The sequence below is a fragment of the Arenibacter sp. S6351L genome, assembly GCF_023016025.1.
Lineage (GTDB): Bacteria > Bacteroidota > Bacteroidia > Flavobacteriales > Flavobacteriaceae > Arenibacter > Arenibacter algicola_B.
In genome coordinates this window covers 84,494-101,146 of record NZ_JALKBB010000022.1, presented here as the reverse complement: position 1 = coordinate 101,146, position 16,653 = coordinate 84,494, and the positions used below count along the sequence as shown (strand labels likewise).

Below are 16,653 nucleotides of genomic sequence, written 5' to 3'. Positions count from 1 at the left end.
CACTGCTAGTTCTTTGTTTTACTGCAAGGCTACGAACGCTGTTCGGCCTTTCCATAGCCCATAGGATTACCTGCGGTGATCCTTCTTGATCAATGCTGCAAATTCAAAACCAGGCAGCTAGCGCTGCTAGTTCTTTGTTTTACTGCAAAGCTACGAACGCAGTTCGGCCTTTCCATAAAACAAAAAACCACGCCATTAGGCGTGGTTTTGAGAGTGTCGTGATGGCAGAAGGATTCGAACCTTCGACCGCCTGCTTAGAAGACTCATATTCCATCCTACAAATGAATGCAAAATACATCATATTATATTGATTTACAGTTGCTTAATTACATTTCGATAAAATTTGATATCATTTGATATCAAATGATATCAAAAAATAGTGAGCCTAAAGTGAGCCTTGTTTTTTACTAACTTTAAGTAAAAGAACAAGATTATGGCCAAGGTAAGATTGATATTGGACACCAGAAAATCGGCAAAAAGTGCAGCCAACGGATTGTATCCCGTTGCCCTAAGATTGTTTCACCGTAAAACAAGGATCATACGCCTACCCTATTTCAGCTCCCCCGCTGGATGGGACGATAAGTATATGCGGATGAAAAAGTCTGCCTTTAAAAACAACCATATTGATTGTGACAGGGCCAATGAAAAAATTTATGACAAACTACATACCGCCCATATGCTGATAGTAGAACTTGGGGACAGCATCAACTCGGTAGATGCGGATACGCTGGTAGGATATATACGCAAAGCATGGGACAAAAAAGTGGACACCAAAATACGGGACGAAGTGGACAACGGACTTACCCTATCGCAATGGGGCAAAGTTATCATCGATAGAAAATTAAGATCCAACAAACCCGGAACTGCGTCCTGGTATGCAGGGGCCATCAGGTCCATTACCAGACTGAACGGGGGAAGGGATCTGCAGTTGAATGAGATTACCGTTACCCTACTGACCAATTTCCAAATCGAACACAAAGCCAAGAGCAGTTCCAAAAATGGCATTAGCTCCTATTTGAGGGCAGTTAGGGCCATCTATTACAGTGCCATCAAGGAAGATCAATTTTATCCCAAAAAAAACCCCTTCCAACACTTTAAAATTCCAACTTCGAGACGTACGAAAAAGAAGGCCATATCAAAAATGGACTTCATAAAGATCAGGGACGTTCACTACAAAGAAGGATCTCCAGTCTGGCATGCAAAGAATTATGCACTGGTGATGTTCAACTGCAGGGGAATGAATTTCATAGACCTGGTAAAGCTTCAGGTCAAGGACATAACCAAAGACCGCATATTCTACGGCCGCAGCAAGACCGGCGACCAGCTCTCCGTCCGAATTACGGACGAGCTAAGGGAAATTCTAAATTTTTATACCGAAGGAAAATCAAGTGACGACTATCTTTTCCCTGCGAATTATGATGGCAGTACAAAGCATTATGAGAAATATAAAACCCAAAGAAGAAGGATGAACAGCCGTCTCAAGATCATTGCCGAGGATGCAGGTATTGAAGAACATTTTACCACTTATACCATCCGTCATTCCTGGGCTACGATCGCCAAGTTCATGGGGGTGCCCACCGAGGTCATCAGCGAAGGATTGGGCCATAACTCCTTAAAAACAACACAGATCTATCTAAAGAGTTTTACCAACCATGTATTGGACGAGGCAAATGAGATGGTGGTTTCCTAAATAGTTATTCAAATAACCTCTTTTAATTCCCTTATCTATTATGCCTTACTACATTAATTAAATAATAGATTATGGATAATACTCCAATAAAAGTACCAATGGCAATCAATTCATTAAATGACAGATTGGATAGAAAGAATAAAATAACCAAAACAGCCATAATTGGGACAAGATATCCTCCAGGGATTCTAAATGAGTCTTTGGACAATTCGGACTCTTCCTTATTTTCCTTTTTTCTCAATTTTATCACAGCGATTGCCACTCCCAAATAAATAAGTAGAATAGAGGCACTAGATAGAATTGCCAATTGCTTGAATCCACCTAATGAAGCAAATAAAAAGCACAGTCCAACATAAATTATAATTGACACATATGGCGTAGAAAACTTCTTGTGAACTCGAGATGCAATTTCAATTGGAATTACTTTATCCTTTGCGGCCCGATATAGCATCCTTGGCATGCTCAATATTTCACTACTCAAATTTCCGAACATGGACACTACAGCTCCAATGGTTATTAAAGTAAACCCTATTGGTCCAAAAATCTTGCTTGCCACCTCGCCCAATGGATTTTCTTTGAAACTGGCCAATGTTTCCCCCAATACTCCCTGGGCAGCAGTTTGGATCATTATATAAATTAGCAATACCACCGTAATACTTATCAGTATGGCCCTTGGTATAGTTTTATTGGGATTCCTTACCTCGCCACTTACCGAAAGTCCAGATTCCGCACCTTGGAAAGCAAAGAATAGTATCAAGGATACTTCTCCAACATCCATAACCGTTGGGGTAAAATCCCACACCAGATTTACAATGTCTACTTTCGACCATGCCAAAAAAATCAACACCATTAAAGGGGCAATTTTAGAAATGGTAATTAGTTTCACCAATCTTATTCCTTCCTTGACCCCAATTACATTAATGTATCCAAGGCCTGAAAAAAGACAAAGAAAGAAAACTGTTTTAATAATTCCTCCCTTAAAAAAGGGGTTGATAGAACCCATAATATCAACAATAGTATTGGCAACTGCTGCATCTGCGGATATAGTTGCCACTAGAAAAAGAACAGCCGCAATAAAACCAAAATATTTACCAAAAACTCCTTCAATATAGGCATATGCCCCACCTGTATCGGTTATCTTACTGCCAATTTCGGCAAAACACAGCATGACTAAAGAAATCAATAATCCACAAAAAAGATAAGCCAACACACTTGCTGAACCAAGGCCCGCAGCCACAACGGCAGGCAAAACGAATATTCCGGCACCAATCATTATATTGATCAAATTGGCACTTAGGCCCCAAGTTCCTATATTTCTTTTTAATTCGTCAGCTTGCTCTTTCATAGATTAACATTCAATTATACAATGATAAACATTAGGTACTGTTGTGGTTAATATTAAGCTATTTCAAAAATGGCTCTATCGAATAAGAATAGCTATATGACTTTGGTTGAATAGTATATTCCACATGCACGTTCCTTCCCCATGAATTATCACCTCCGACTCCCATTTGCAATAAATCCACATTCCACTGTACCGTCTCTCCGATTCTAATATCGGCACCATGCCTCTTTGTAACTGGAACTAGGCCAGAAGCCGAAATCCCGGCCTGATCCTTATTGAAGTCAATTTCCTTCATCGTAAAGGGCCAAATACTGGAATTCAACAGCATATTACTTTTTACATTTAGCGTCAAATCATTTGAAGAAACGTTCATCCAACGAACATCAGTTTTATTTCCAGTTTCTTGCGGTCTCATATATCTATGAAACTGATCTATCACCTTTCCGTTATAAATCCCTATTTTAACTCCGGTCTTCCTATCCCAGTAACTCTCAGTAGGACCCTTGCCGTACCAAGAAACATCACTAAAATCCTTAGGTAGCGTCAGATACATTCCTAACCTTGGAATATTGGGAAGATTTTTTTGATTGGGTTCAAAATGATAATCAATTGTCAAAATTCCTCCATTGGAAATTTCATAATCAACTACTACCTCGGCTACCTTATTTGGAAGAGAATAGGCAACCCTATATACAACCCCTATATGTGATTGTGACGGTCGCCCTACCAACTCGGCAGAATAGTTATAGCTGGCATCCTGCCATATTTCTGCCCATTTATCCATTCTGTTCCCTAAATCATTATCGGTTGGAGGTCTCCAGAAATTAGGACGAATAGGTTGGTCCGTAATTTTCTTTCCCATAAATGTCCATGAAATAATTTCTCCACTGTTCCCGTTAATCCTAAGATTAATAATATCATTTGCTATTTCGATGGTTTGCCCAGTAGATTTAATGTTTAAAATAGGGCCCTTTGTAATTGGCTTTGAAACATATGCTCCTTTATGAAGCACAAATTGATCCCAGGCCAACTCATATCCTTGTGATATTAAGGCCGAATTATTTTTTTGAACAAGGCTTACTTCGAGTATGTATTCCCTATTTAAATCATTGAAATCAGGAAAATTTCTAATTTGAATTTTACTAGATTCCTGGGAGCCTACTTCCAACATTTTTTCTGAACTTTGGAATACCTCTACCCCATCTTTTAATACCTTAATATTTAGTTCCTTATCTGAAAAATCTGCAAAGAAGTTTTTATTCTCAATCCCAATAGTTCCATTTCCTAAATATCTAAACTGAACCGGTTCATATACCTTTTTCACTTCAGAAAGATGTGGATGTGGATTGCGGAAAGGATCCACCAGTCCATTGTTTAAAAAATTTCCATCCGTTGGTAAATCAGGGTGATAATCATGACCATATGCAAAATAGGGTTTGCCATCCTTATCTTTAAGTTCCAGACTCTGATCTACCCAATCCCAAATGAACCCTCCTTGTAGGTTGGGGTATTTTTCAATAATATCCCAATAATCCTGTAAATTTCCCACAGAATTGCCCATGGCGTGTGCATATTCTATCATTATTGATGGCTTGTCCGAATCCGAATTTCCATGTTCGATAAGATATTCGGGTTTAGGATACATTGGGCAGTACAGGTCTGTATAATCCTCCTTTCCAGCAGGCTCATATTGTACGATCCGGTTGTCGTCGTGACTTTTCAACCATTTGTAAGTAGATCTAAAAATTTCACCTTCCCCAGCTTCGTTACCCAAGGACCAAGAATATATGGAGGGGTGGTTCCTATCGCGATAATACATCCTTTGGGTACGCATCATATGTGCAGGTAACCAACTCATTTCATTTCCTATCTGGGTTTTCTCGCTTATGGCTAGTGGATGGCTTTCAATGTTGGCTTCGTCAACCACATATAATCCGTAAGTGTCACATAGATCCAACCAATAGGAATCGTTTGGGTAATGCGAACTGCGCACAGCATTAATATTATTTTGTTTCATGAGTATAATATCCTTTTCCATAGACGCCCTGGATACAACATGCCCTGTCAAGGGGTCGGTTTCATGCCTGTCCACACCTTTAATATAAATGGCCTTTCCGTTTAATAGAACTTGACTGTTCTTGATTTCCACCCTTTTAAAACCAATATTTCGTCTTATGTACTGATTGTTTTTTGGATTCTTAGGGTCTTCCAATGAAATTGTTAGTTGGTACAAATTAGGAAGTTCCGCCGACCATGTTTTTACATTCTCAATAACTGTTTCTGAATGAAAATTGATTTTCGAAGAGGCTGGAATTTGGATTGATTCTTCAGTTTTGTAGACAATCGACTTACCATCCAAAACCTCCAAGTGTAATGTCCTATTTAACAATTCTCCAGAATTGTTTTGAAGAAACACGGTATCCTTAAATATCCCATGCTTATAAGTGTCATCTAAATTGGTATAGGCATAATAATCCATTATATGAACTTTTGGCCTGCTATACAGATAAACATCCCTTTCAATACCGCTAAGACGTAACATATCCTGACTTTCCAAATAACTGGCATCGCTCCACCTAAATAGCTGAAGGGCAATCAGGTTTTTCCCTACAGTTAGGTTTTTTGTAATGTTGAACTCCGCTGGTGTCTTGCTACCTTGGGAATAGCCCACATATTGGCCATTGACATATACGTACATGGCAGATTTTGCAGCTGCAAAATGTAGAATAATATCTTCGTCCAGAAATTCATCTGTAAGCCAAATTTCTTTGCGATATGTACCAACAGGGTTGTAATCTGTGGGTACATTGGGCCATTTGGTGTCAAACGGATAACGTTCGTCCAAATATATGGGATGGTCATAGCCTTCTACTTCCCAATTGGCAGGAACTTGGATGGTGTCCCAATCACTATCATCAAAATTTATATTTTGAAAAGTTGTGGGTCTCTGTTTGGGGTCTTTTACAAAATTGAATTTCCAGTCTCCATTTAAATTCAAAAAGCGCCTCGAGTTTTCCTTATCCGGTTTCACCTTAGTTTCAAGACCAAAAAAAGTAGCTCTTGGTGGTAATTTGTTTTCCTCAAAAATCTGATGATTGTAATGGTTTACTTGTTCTGGAACGGAGGTCAATCTTTTTTGTTTGCAGCTCAAAAAAGTAAGAACAAAAGGAAATATTAAAAGTTGTAATCTCATCAATATTATTGTATCAAAAAATTAATAGTTTATCATAAAATCTTCGGTAAAGATTCCCTTGAGATAAAAAATAAGTTCCTCGGCATTCTCTTGGGTAAAGACCAAAGGAGGCTTAATTTTTAATACGTTATGGTCCGGGCCGTCCGTGCTCATAAGGATACCATGATCTTTCATACGGTTGGCCAAATAATCGGTCTGGGCCGCCAAAGGCTCCATTTTTTCATCCACCAACTCGATTCCCAAGAAAAGTCCCTGGCCCCTAACATCACCAATAATGGGAAACTTCTTCGCCAGATCTATTAGTTCCTTTTTTAGATAATTTCCAACCGCCAAGGCATGTGACTGGAGCTTCTCCCGTTTCACCACCCTCAGAACCTCGGCACCTATGGCACAGGAAACCGGATTGCCCCCAAAAGTGTTGAAATACTCCATTCCATTGGCAAATCTTTCCGCTACTTCCTGTGTACAGGCCACCGCGGCCAAAGGGTGTCCGTTGCCAAGGGGTTTCCCTATGGTCACGATATCGGGTACCACCCCGTGCAATTGGAAGCCCCAGAATGTAGTGCCCATACGGCCACAACCCACCTGCACCTCATCGGAAATACAGAGTCCGCCCGCTTCCCTAACGTATTGATAGGCCTTGGCCAAGAATCCCTCCGGCAATTCTATCTGTCCCCCACAGCTAATAATGGGTTCTATGATAAAGGCCCCTACTCCCCTTCCCTTGTCCAGTATCGTGTCTATCTGCTTTTTGACCTCCAAGGCATATTGTTCTCCCGTATCTTTCCCCCGGTACTTGCCCCTAAAGGCATCGGGAAGCGGAAAAATATGGGTGTGTTCCGGAGCGCCCTGGCCTCCCTTTCCATCAAACTTATACGAACTGATATCTATGCACATATTGGTATTGCCATGGTAGCCCACCTCGGAGGCAATTATGTCGCGCTCCCCCGTGGTGGCCTTTACCATCCGGATCGCCAACTCATTGGCCTCACTGCCGGAATTAACAAAATGGAGCACACTTAATTCTGGAGGCAGGGTCTCCAACAGCTCCTTGGCCAGCTCATTTATATTTTCGTGCAAATACCGACTATTGGTATTGATCAAGGCCATTTGTTCCTGTCCCGCCCTTACCACTTCTGGATGTTCATGCCCCACATGGGCCACATTGTTTACGGTATCCAGGTACTTCCTGCCATATTGGTCCATTAGGTACTGCCCTGCACCCCGAACCATTTTAATGGGCACCTTGTACTGCAGGCTTAGGCTTTTTCCCAAATGCTGATTTCTATAGTTGATGATGTCGGCATTGGAGGTAGCTTGCCGTCCCTCCAGTCCCTTGGCCTGAAACAACAAATTGGGGTCCGGACAAAGGCTTTTCCATACGGATATCTGGTTATGATATGCTACTCCGGGGAAATCAATTTTAAATTCAAGCATGGAAAGCATGATCTGAAAATGCAGATGCGGGGCCCAATTGCCGTTCTCCTCACAATTGCCCAAGATACCAATTTCATCGCCTACCCTTAAATGATCGCCAACCTTATGGCGGATGGCACTGTCCACCGATAAATGTCCGTAAAGGATATAAAACTCCAAGCCTTCCTCCCGGTGCCTTAAAATTACCAGTCCGCCGTATTCCTTGTCCCCTGCATCATTTACAGCTGTAACCACTTCCCCGTTAAAAAGGGCGTGTACCGGTGTTGCTGCCGGCAACCAAAAATCGACCCCCAAGTGAATGCTCCTACTCTCCCTACCTTTGTTCCCTATCTTATCATAGGACGTAGTGGTGTAGAGAGGGCGGGGCTCAAGATAACCTCCAGCCAATATTTTGGAAGGATGTTCTCCCTGCAGTTTATTAATTCTATACTGAAAATAGTCCAGATCGTTAAAGTCCTTTTCATGCCCTATCCATTTACTGGATACACTAAGATCCAAGGGGTATACTGTGTTGGAACCGACAGTGGGAAATAGTTTATCAATGGAAAGGGATTGCTTTTTGGCCCAGGTCGAGAATTTTTCTTCATTGGGATGGGCGGTATATCCACATGCCCCCCTAAAACTAAAATGGGCAAAATCCGCATTGATGTCCCTCCATTTACGGAGCAGTTCCCAGGCCGGTTCTTCGCTGATCAACAGATAGCTATTGTCCGGTTCCTCCTTTTTATTGATGGCCGATTTGGTTACGGAAATCACCAAGCGCATGGCGATGGCCATGTACAAATGTTCCAGTTCCGTTTCTTCCAAAGGAAAGGCATGGTGATAGCCCCGTACAATAGGCAATGCGGCCTCCAACGGATCATTGTGCCCCATGATGGCATATGCACAGGCAACGGCCAGATCGTTGATGATCTGCGTATGGACCGAATCCCCGAAATCTATGGCGGAGATCACATGGGGATCGATCAGGCCCCCGGAAACTATAACATTGTTGTCGTTGGCGTCATTGTGTACCACTGCCTTGCGTAACTTGGAATAACAGGGCTGCGCCTCTTTAAATTGATTCTGAAAATAGGAGATGACTTCTTTGTCCACATTCTTAAAAAGGTCAAGATATTCTGTAGTCCAACCGCCCTGTGCCACATCCCAGACAAATTCCCTGTGGGCCTCGGGATGGTCAAAACCTTGCAGGGCCCGTGTCAGTCTCCCACATTGTTCCCCCAGACTATGGCGCAGCCCATCCAATTGCGGGTTCACCCCGCTCCAGACCCTGCCTGATATCCAGGACAGAAGGCGTACCTTCCTGATCTGCCCATAATCGTCCCTGATCTCAGAAATCAGATTCCCCTGCCTATCCGGAACGACCTGGGGAGACGTTAGATCCTTGGCGTGTTCGCTGGCGTAGAGCAGCAATTTCTGTTGAAAGTCCAAATAATCCTCGTTCTCGTCAGGTCGGGAGACTTTCAAAATATACTGCTGCCCATCAACTGCATCGATCTTAAAATTAAAATCGATTTCCCCGGGCAGTGGTTTGGCCGTACCTTGAACGTCAAAATTTTCAAGGACAATTTTTATGGCCTGATCTGCAGTTATTATAATCTTGCTATATTCCATTGATTCCTTTTTTTAGTCCTCGGTCAACATCAAAATAATATGGGCCGCACTCCAACTAAAGTTATGGGCCTCCCTACCTTCCCCTGTGATCGGATGATAATTTTCCCTAATGGATTTTCCTTTTTCCAAAAGTCCATCAGCACCTTCCATTATTTGGATTGTAGCCTTGTTGGCTTCCAAATCATATCCATAATTCCGAAGTCCCTTTATTCCGAAATAGGCCTGATCTAGCCAGTTTGGTCCACGCCAATACCCATTTAGAGGGTCAAATTTAGGGTGGTCTTTGGACATGGTCTGGAAAGGGACTTTGGTGAAAAACTTTTGTTCATCCATCATCTTGGTTTTTACAGCTTCCGCTTGTTCAGGGGAAGCAGCCTTCGCCCATAAAGCAGTCCAACCTTCACTTCCAGCACCCTTTATAAATTGGGTACCCTCTAAATTGGTATCGTAAAACCATCCATCCACCTTGTCATAAAATTGGTACTGAATCAACCGTTTCAACTTCTTAGCATTGGATTTAAGTTCATCTGACTCCAATTTTTTACCTAAGGCCTCAGCCAATTGGGCCAAATACAATTTTTCAGCATATAAATAAGCATTTAAGTCTACACTTTCTTGATTCAGGGAATACGCCCCATCGGAGTTTTTTAATATTTCAGAGGAATCAAAACGTATGGCATTGTCCATTCCACTTTCCCATTTGGCAGCCAACACGGTACCGTCTGTAGATCCATATTCACATAAACCATCCTTATCGTGGTCCCGCTTGGCATACCACCAATTATGGTACTTTATCAGCTGGGGGTACATTTCTTTAGCGAAATTAATATCTCTGTCCTTCTGCAGAATTTGGACTACAGCCCATGCGGCCAAAGGTGGCTTGGTATCCCTATAATTGTGATTTTCAATGGTTGTATCCCTATAGATGCAATCCAAAATAAATCCGTCGTCCGCCTGATAATCGAACATTGCTCTTATTTGATCCTTGGCAAGTTCAGGGGCGAATCGGGAAAGGCCCGCAGCGTGCTTCCAGGAATCCCATGACCAAAATCCATGGAACCATTCATAATGATAGCTCGGAAACAATCCCTGATGGTTTAGTTCCCCAGCGGCTATCCGCCAATTGTTTTGAAGCGTAAGTTGGGCCTTGGCCAATACTCTTGCATATTTATTATCCTTAAACTGTGGCTTACTGTTTTCAATTAGTGTTTTTAGTTCATCGTTTTTTTCTTCCTTCCGAGTATTTAAAATTGAATCAAAATTAGAATTATCTATTATCTTCTTTTCTTCTTCCCAAGAGTATTCTGAAAAAATAAATGTTTGTGCGATTACAACTTCTTTGGTTTGGCTGGGTTTGAGTTCCAATTCTTGAAGTTCTGTAGAAAAACCTTTTGCCAAATTATTGATAATTGTAGATTTTGGAAAAGTAATGACCCCCAAAGCAGTACTTATGTTTGAACTTATTTTGAGAACATTTCTTTGGGAAGACAACTTTAAACTATTAGTCAATAAAGGTTCATTTTTCCAATGATATGTTAATTGAATGATGCGTTGGTTCGTATTTGTAAACTCATATTTAATTAAAGCTGTATGACCGTTTAAAAACAGAAGTGTTTCTTTTAATTCAACCCCATCCGCACAAAAAGTTTGTTCCAAATGGCTTGAATAGCTTTTCTGCTCTATTATGTTTTCCTTTTTAAAATTAATGAGATGACTGCCTATAGCAATTTTAATTGATGCTAAGGATTTACTTGACCAAACGCCATTTTGCTGTGTCATTAGAAAAGGCCCGGAAAAATCTGTCATAGTTCCTATCGAATCAGAATAACTATATGCGAACCACGATCCCTGGTCTGAAAACATTAAACCAGACCTGTCAACAGAATCCTTTGGAGTAAAATGGAAATCCAAAATATCTTCACTAAAGTTTAGATAATTGCTTTTGCCATCAGTGCTGACTTGCCCTATTGAACTATAGCAGCTAACACCCAATACCAGTACCATAATATTCTTAACCATTTTATATAAATGCATATTTTCTTTGTTGGAAGTTGTCCTTTTTTAACCCGTCATTAATTTTCTCAAATGGGATTAGAGCAAATTTTCAATTAATTTCCCTTAATAACCCAAAAACGACCTTTACTTGACCTTTACTGGTCCCATTATTTGGACTTTATTAAAAAGGAGATTACGTTATAATTTAGATATTTGTAAATAGCATAATTCTTGCAACCACCTTTAGTAATAAACCCAGTTCTTTTTATTTTTAAATCCTAGCACATGGAAAAATTGATAAAACCTATTTTAATTATACTTCTATTTATAGGTACTACTGTGCATTCCCAAACTAATATTTGGGATGAAAATCCAAGCGACTCTCAAAAAGAGCTAGATAGTCTGCTGACTTTATTACCCTACTCAAGCGGTAAGGATAAATTACCATTACTAAACAGAGTTTCCGAAATTTATTGGTCTATAAACCCTAATAAAACTATAGAATATGCAAATGAAGCTTTACTGTTATCTCGAGAGACGAATGATGTGGGTCAGGAAGGATTAGCACTTATTAATCTTTGTCAAGGCTATTTGTTCAATGATTTTTACGATAAGGCTTTACAGTATGGTCTGCAATCATTGGAAATCAGAAAAGACCTTAAGAACAATTATGATTTAGCCTTTACGCTTCGTACTCTTGGGTGGTTGTATTTCGACATTGGCTATTTTGACAAGGCTCTTGAATATCATACGGAAACATTAAAAATACATGAAAAAATAGGTGACAGACAGCGAATCGCATATAGTTATAACAGTTTGGGATTAATTCATGAACATAAAGGGGATTGCAATTTGGCATTATCATATTTCAAAAAATCTTTGGAATTAAAAAAACCATTTAACAATAAGGATAGAATTGCAGAGACCATGAAAAATATGGGAGTTTGTTATCGCAAAATAAATGAACCCGATTCCGCCAAAACATATTTAGAATCTTCCTTAGAAATTACAAAACAAATTAAGGACGAACAAAATATGGTTCATATTCTAAACGAACTTTCCATAGTAAATCTAAAGCTGGGCAATTATGATAAATCCTACCGGCAATTGAAAGAGTCAAGATCAATTATGGAGGGTTTGATGGACAATAAAGAATGGGTAGTTGAAAATGATAGAATTATGTCCGATTATTTTTTAGCAAAACAAGATTATAAAGAGGCATTAAATTACTACAAGAATTATTCAGACGGGAATTCAGAAATTTTTTCGAGCAATAAAAGCGAGAAACTAACCGATATGAGGATTCGTTACGAGGACGAACGAAGGGCATCCCAAATTAAATTATTGGAGCAACAAAGAAATTTGGAAACACAAAGAAGAAATTCTGTCCTTATCGGATCCTTTTTATTGTCCGTTATAGCTATTCTGATCATAGCTTCATTGTGGAATAATATAAAAAAGAAAAAAGCAATTTATCAACAAAGCCATAAACTGTCAATAGAAAAATTAAAAACACAATCCCTTTTGCAAGAAAATCTTGAGCACAAATTGGAATTCCGGATGAAAGAGCTGACAAATCTAGCTTTGTTTATCTCTCAAAGAACATCTATTTATAAAGACCTTACTAATTCTTTTAAAAGTTTAAAATCTACTGATATAAATCAATTAAAAAAGGACATTAATACACTCATAAAAGAATATAGCTTTAAGTTTGATATTAATGAAGATATACAAAGGTTTCATACAAACGTAGAAACGCTACAAAGTGACTTTTTATTTAGAATTAAAGAAAAATATCCTCACCTAACTGATAAGGACGTACAACTTGCCGTTCAAGTTAAGCTCAAACTCAGCTCAAAAGAAATAGCAAATATCAACAACATTTCTTTAAATTCTGTAGAAATAGGCAGGCATCGATTAAGGAAGAAACTAAATATCGATAAAAAAGAAAGTCTTGTTAGTTTTCTCGAAAATATTTAAATCTTCACCTTTCATTTTATACAATCCCATTCTCAGTTGCCCTCCCGAAAAGGTTAGGTATATAATTGATTCTATATAAAACCTAGTTCCCCTTTTCAATTTTCATATACAGCCATTTCCCATTAAACACAGGTAATTCACAGCTTTTTAGCAGGATGTAAAGGTCATGTAAAGGTGATTTATGAGGTTTTATGTAATTATAAAATAATATTTGATAACTCTTAAGCTCATGCCAAAATTTGGAATGTGAGCAATGACTAACATAAACTTAATAATATGAAAAAAAAACAATCAAAAAATCAAAACCATCGTTTTAACGGTCTGTTTTTATTGCTTTTTATGCTTGCTTCGTTTGGGTTTACCACCAGATCCTTTTCACAAAGCAAGGTAGTAAGCGGAACTGTTACAGACAATACGGGAGTCGCACTGCCAGGCGCCTCTGTTACAGTTAAAGCAAATCAAACACAAGGGGTACAGTCGGACTTTGACGGCAATTATACCATTGAGGTAGCCGGACCTGAAACCACCTTAATTTTCAGGTATCTTGGTTTTATTACCAAGGAAGTTGTAGTGGGCAGTCAAACAGTAATAAATGTAATTCTTGAGGAGGATGCACAAAGTCTAGATGAAGTTGTTCTAGTTGGTTATGGCACGCAAAAGAGAAAAAATGTAACAGGTGCAGTATCTACAGCTGATATTGGTGATATGCAGAAAATAACAACAAGTAATGCTTCTGTAGCGCTCCAAGGCAAAGTTTCAGGTGTTAATATTGTGCAGTCCAATGCTGATCCGGGGGCTGGAGCCGATATTCGAATAAGGGGTATTGGTACACTTGGAAACAGTTATCCTCTAATTATTATTGATGGAGTACCAACAGATCAAAACGGTATGAATAGTATCGACCCTAATGATATTAAGTCTCTAAGTGTTTTAAAAGATGCTGCATCTGCTGCTATTTATGGTTCTCGAGCTGCTAATGGCGTAATAATAATTGAGACAAAAAGAGGTACAGGTGTCAAAGATAAAACACAGATAAATTTCCGAAGCTATGTAAGCACAGCTAGTAGAGAAAAAGATTTTGGATTGATTGATAATTCTACTGACTATATAAATGTGGTAAAACAAGCATCAGATAATTCGGGAGAGATATATCCGCCATTTGTTTCGGCATGGGAATCCAATCCTTCTCAATTTGGGAACACCAATTGGGAAGATGCACTTTTTAGAAATGCCTTAACACAGAAACATGAGTTGTCTGTGGCTAGACAGGGAGATGATTACAATTTTATTGTTTCCGCTGCCAGAAAAGATCAAAAAGGAATTAGAATCAGTTCTGACGATGTACAAAATTCCCTTCGGATAAATTCTGACTTTAAGATAGGGAAGCGCGTAAAAATAGGAGAATCTTTTGGATACACAACAAACGAAGGTCAGCAACATTTTGAAAGTCATTTCTTTTTTAATCTTGTTGCTATGTCACCATTACATAAGATATATGACGGTACAACTCAATCAGGGTATGGAAGTGGTTTAAATGAGTATGGTTTCAAAGAAGCTACAAATCTTATTAGAGCTTATGAAATGAACGATGATAATTACAAACGTCAAAATATATTATTATCTGCTTACGCCGAAATCGAGATTATCGATAATTTGAAATATACCTTCAGAATAAGTCAAAATGAGTATAGAAATACCGTTAACCAGTTTAATCCTTCCTATTATACTGATGAAATCAATTTTGCACCAGTAAACAGTGGTTCAGAAAGCACACATCTTAATAAGCATAAAGTTTTGTCGAACATACTTTCATATAATTTGCAAACAGGAAATCATGATATTGATGTAATGATAGGGGCTTCGAGAGAGGAACGCGATATACAATGGTCTTACGCATCAGGTCAAAATAGCCCTTCTAACGATATCAGGAATTTAGGAGGGTTTACAGAGAATATTGATATTGATGGATTTGAAACCGGTAATCAATTAGAATCTTTGTTTGGCAGACTTTCATATTCTTACGCAGATAAATATTTAATGCAATTTAATGTGCGTAGAGATGGGTCTTCAAGATTTCCGAAGGAAAATCGTTTTGGGACATTTCCATCGGTTTCAGCTGGATATAGATTAAGTGAAGAGCCATTTTTTAACTCATCTATAATAAATGAATTAAAAATAAGAGGTAGTTATGGTGTTTTGGGAAATCAAGAAGTAGGTGACTATTCTTTTATTCCTGTAATTGTGTCAAACAAAACAGGATATACAAATTATCCTTTTGGGCTGGGTACAGCTAGTGGTGCAAGACAAATATCTTTTCCGTCAGTTGGATTAAAGTGGGAAGAAACTAAATCGACTGATATTGGATTAGATATGAGGCTTTTAAACAATAAGTTAATAGTTGAAGCTGATTACTATGTTAAGGACGTTGAAGATATATTGTTTGCGGTCCCTATTCCGCTATCTTCTGGGAGTGCGGGAAGCCCCGCCGTTAACGCCGCATCAATTACCAATAAAGGGTTTGAATTTAAGGCTGGATGGCGAGAATATGACAATGAATTTAAGTATGATGTTAATCTCACTTATTCTACTAATGATAACAAAGTAAATAAATTAGGTTTTGGTGATGAAGCTATTGTTGGTGGAGAAGTACACTGGTCTATGAATGATGTTACCAGAACAGCAGTTGGGAGATCTTTAGGAGAATTCTATTTATATAGTACTGATGGATTGTTTCAAACCGCAGCCGAAATCGATCAATATAGAAATTCGCAAGGCAATTTAATTATGCCAGATGCCCAACCGGGTGATGTGAAAATTGTTGATGTAAATGGTGACGGTCAGCTTACCAATGGGGATAAAAGTTTTATGGGAAATAGTCTTCCTAAAGCTGAGATAGGATTTAGTTTTAATTCAACATATAAGCAATTTGATATAAATCTTTCTGCATATTCAGCATTAGGAGCAAAAAAAGTTAATGGAGGAAGATGGTTATCATATAGAACTGACGATAGTCATGCATTTCATAAAGATTTACTTAATGCATGGACGCCGCAAAACACAAATACCAGTGTGCCTAGATTGGTTACCAGTCCTAGTCATTGGAACGTATTGGAACATGATCTATGGCTCGAGGACGCCTCCTATTTCAGATTGAACCATATTGAAGTTGGATACTCATTACCCTCTAATATTTTAGAAAAGGCAGGACTAGTATCGGCTAGAATCTACGCCGGAGGGGATAATTTATTTACAATTACCAAATATAGCGGATGGGATCCAGGAATTATTGGGGGAACAGGGTCGTCTAATGGATTTGATAGTGGTGTAGACAGAAATCCATATCCATCGGCAAGACAGTTGGTAATGGGTGTGCAATTAAGTTTTTAAAACAAAAAAAGA

7 protein-coding genes are annotated in these 16,653 nt (G+C 39.0%); 3 read left to right on the top strand and 4 right to left on the bottom strand.

What is annotated here, in order from left to right; genetic code table 11:
• Positions 1-433 precede the first annotated feature (433 nt).
• Positions 434-1,690: a site-specific integrase gene (locus MWU82_RS16945; RefSeq protein ID WP_247097290.1), complete on the top strand. Its 1,257-nt coding sequence runs from the start codon at positions 434-436 to the stop codon at positions 1,688-1,690.
• Between the two features lie 31 nt (positions 1,691-1,721).
• On the opposite strand, the gene MWU82_RS16940 is transcribed toward MWU82_RS16945, so the two are convergent.
• The 4 genes from MWU82_RS16940 to MWU82_RS16925 are packed head-to-tail and all read right to left on the bottom strand — an operon-like array spanning position 1,722 to position 11,313.
• Complete coding sequence (locus MWU82_RS16940) at positions 1,722-3,035, bottom strand: APC family permease (protein ID WP_247097289.1); 1,314 nt, start codon at positions 3,033-3,035, stop codon at positions 1,722-1,724.
• Between the two features lie 58 nt (positions 3,036-3,093).
• Positions 3,094-6,228 carry a glycoside hydrolase family 2 TIM barrel-domain containing protein gene (locus tag MWU82_RS16935; protein ID WP_247097288.1) on the bottom strand — a complete coding sequence of 1,045 codons (3,135 nt, stop codon included), beginning with the start codon at positions 6,226-6,228 and terminating at the stop codon, positions 3,094-3,096.
• 21 nt (positions 6,229-6,249) lie between these two features.
• Complete coding sequence (locus MWU82_RS16930) at positions 6,250-9,279, bottom strand: aminotransferase class III-fold pyridoxal phosphate-dependent enzyme (RefSeq protein WP_247097287.1); 3,030 nt, start codon at positions 9,277-9,279, stop codon at positions 6,250-6,252.
• Positions 9,280-9,291: 12 nt separating this feature from the next.
• Positions 9,292-11,313: a trehalase family glycosidase gene (locus tag MWU82_RS16925; RefSeq protein WP_247097286.1), complete on the bottom strand. Its 2,022-nt coding sequence runs from the start codon at positions 11,311-11,313 to the stop codon at positions 9,292-9,294.
• Positions 11,314-11,559: 246 nt separating this feature from the next.
• Here MWU82_RS16925 and MWU82_RS16920 point away from each other — a divergent pair, with 246 nt between their 5' ends.
• A complete protein-coding gene (locus MWU82_RS16920) occupies positions 11,560-13,254 on the top strand; it encodes a transcriptional regulator (protein ID WP_247097285.1) in 1,695 nt (564 codons plus the stop codon).
• 276 nt (positions 13,255-13,530) lie between these two features.
• Positions 13,531-16,641 (top strand): TonB-dependent receptor, encoded by a 3,111-nt coding sequence (locus MWU82_RS16915; RefSeq protein WP_247097284.1) that lies wholly within the window; start codon positions 13,531-13,533, stop codon positions 16,639-16,641.
• The last annotated feature ends 12 nt before the right edge of the window (positions 16,642-16,653 follow it).

Excerpts from the sequence above, each read along its gene's own strand:
- MWU82_RS16935 (WP_247097288.1), bottom strand. The coding sequence starts at position 6,228 with ATGAGATTACAACTTTTAATATTTCCTTTTGTTCTTACTTTTTTGAGC.
- MWU82_RS16945 (WP_247097290.1), top strand. The coding sequence starts at position 434 with ATGGCCAAGGTAAGATTGATATTGGACACCAGAAAATCGGCAAAAAGT.
- MWU82_RS16940 (WP_247097289.1), bottom strand. The coding sequence starts at position 3,035 with ATGAAAGAGCAAGCTGACGAATTAAAAAGAAATATAGGAACTTGGGGC.
- MWU82_RS16930 (WP_247097287.1), bottom strand. The coding sequence starts at position 9,279 with ATGGAATATAGCAAGATTATAATAACTGCAGATCAGGCCATAAAAATT.
- MWU82_RS16925 (WP_247097286.1), bottom strand. The coding sequence starts at position 11,313 with ATGCATTTATATAAAATGGTTAAGAATATTATGGTACTGGTATTGGGT.
- MWU82_RS16915 (WP_247097284.1), top strand. The coding sequence starts at position 13,531 with ATGAAAAAAAAACAATCAAAAAATCAAAACCATCGTTTTAACGGTCTG.
- MWU82_RS16920 (WP_247097285.1), top strand. The coding sequence starts at position 11,560 with ATGGAAAAATTGATAAAACCTATTTTAATTATACTTCTATTTATAGGT.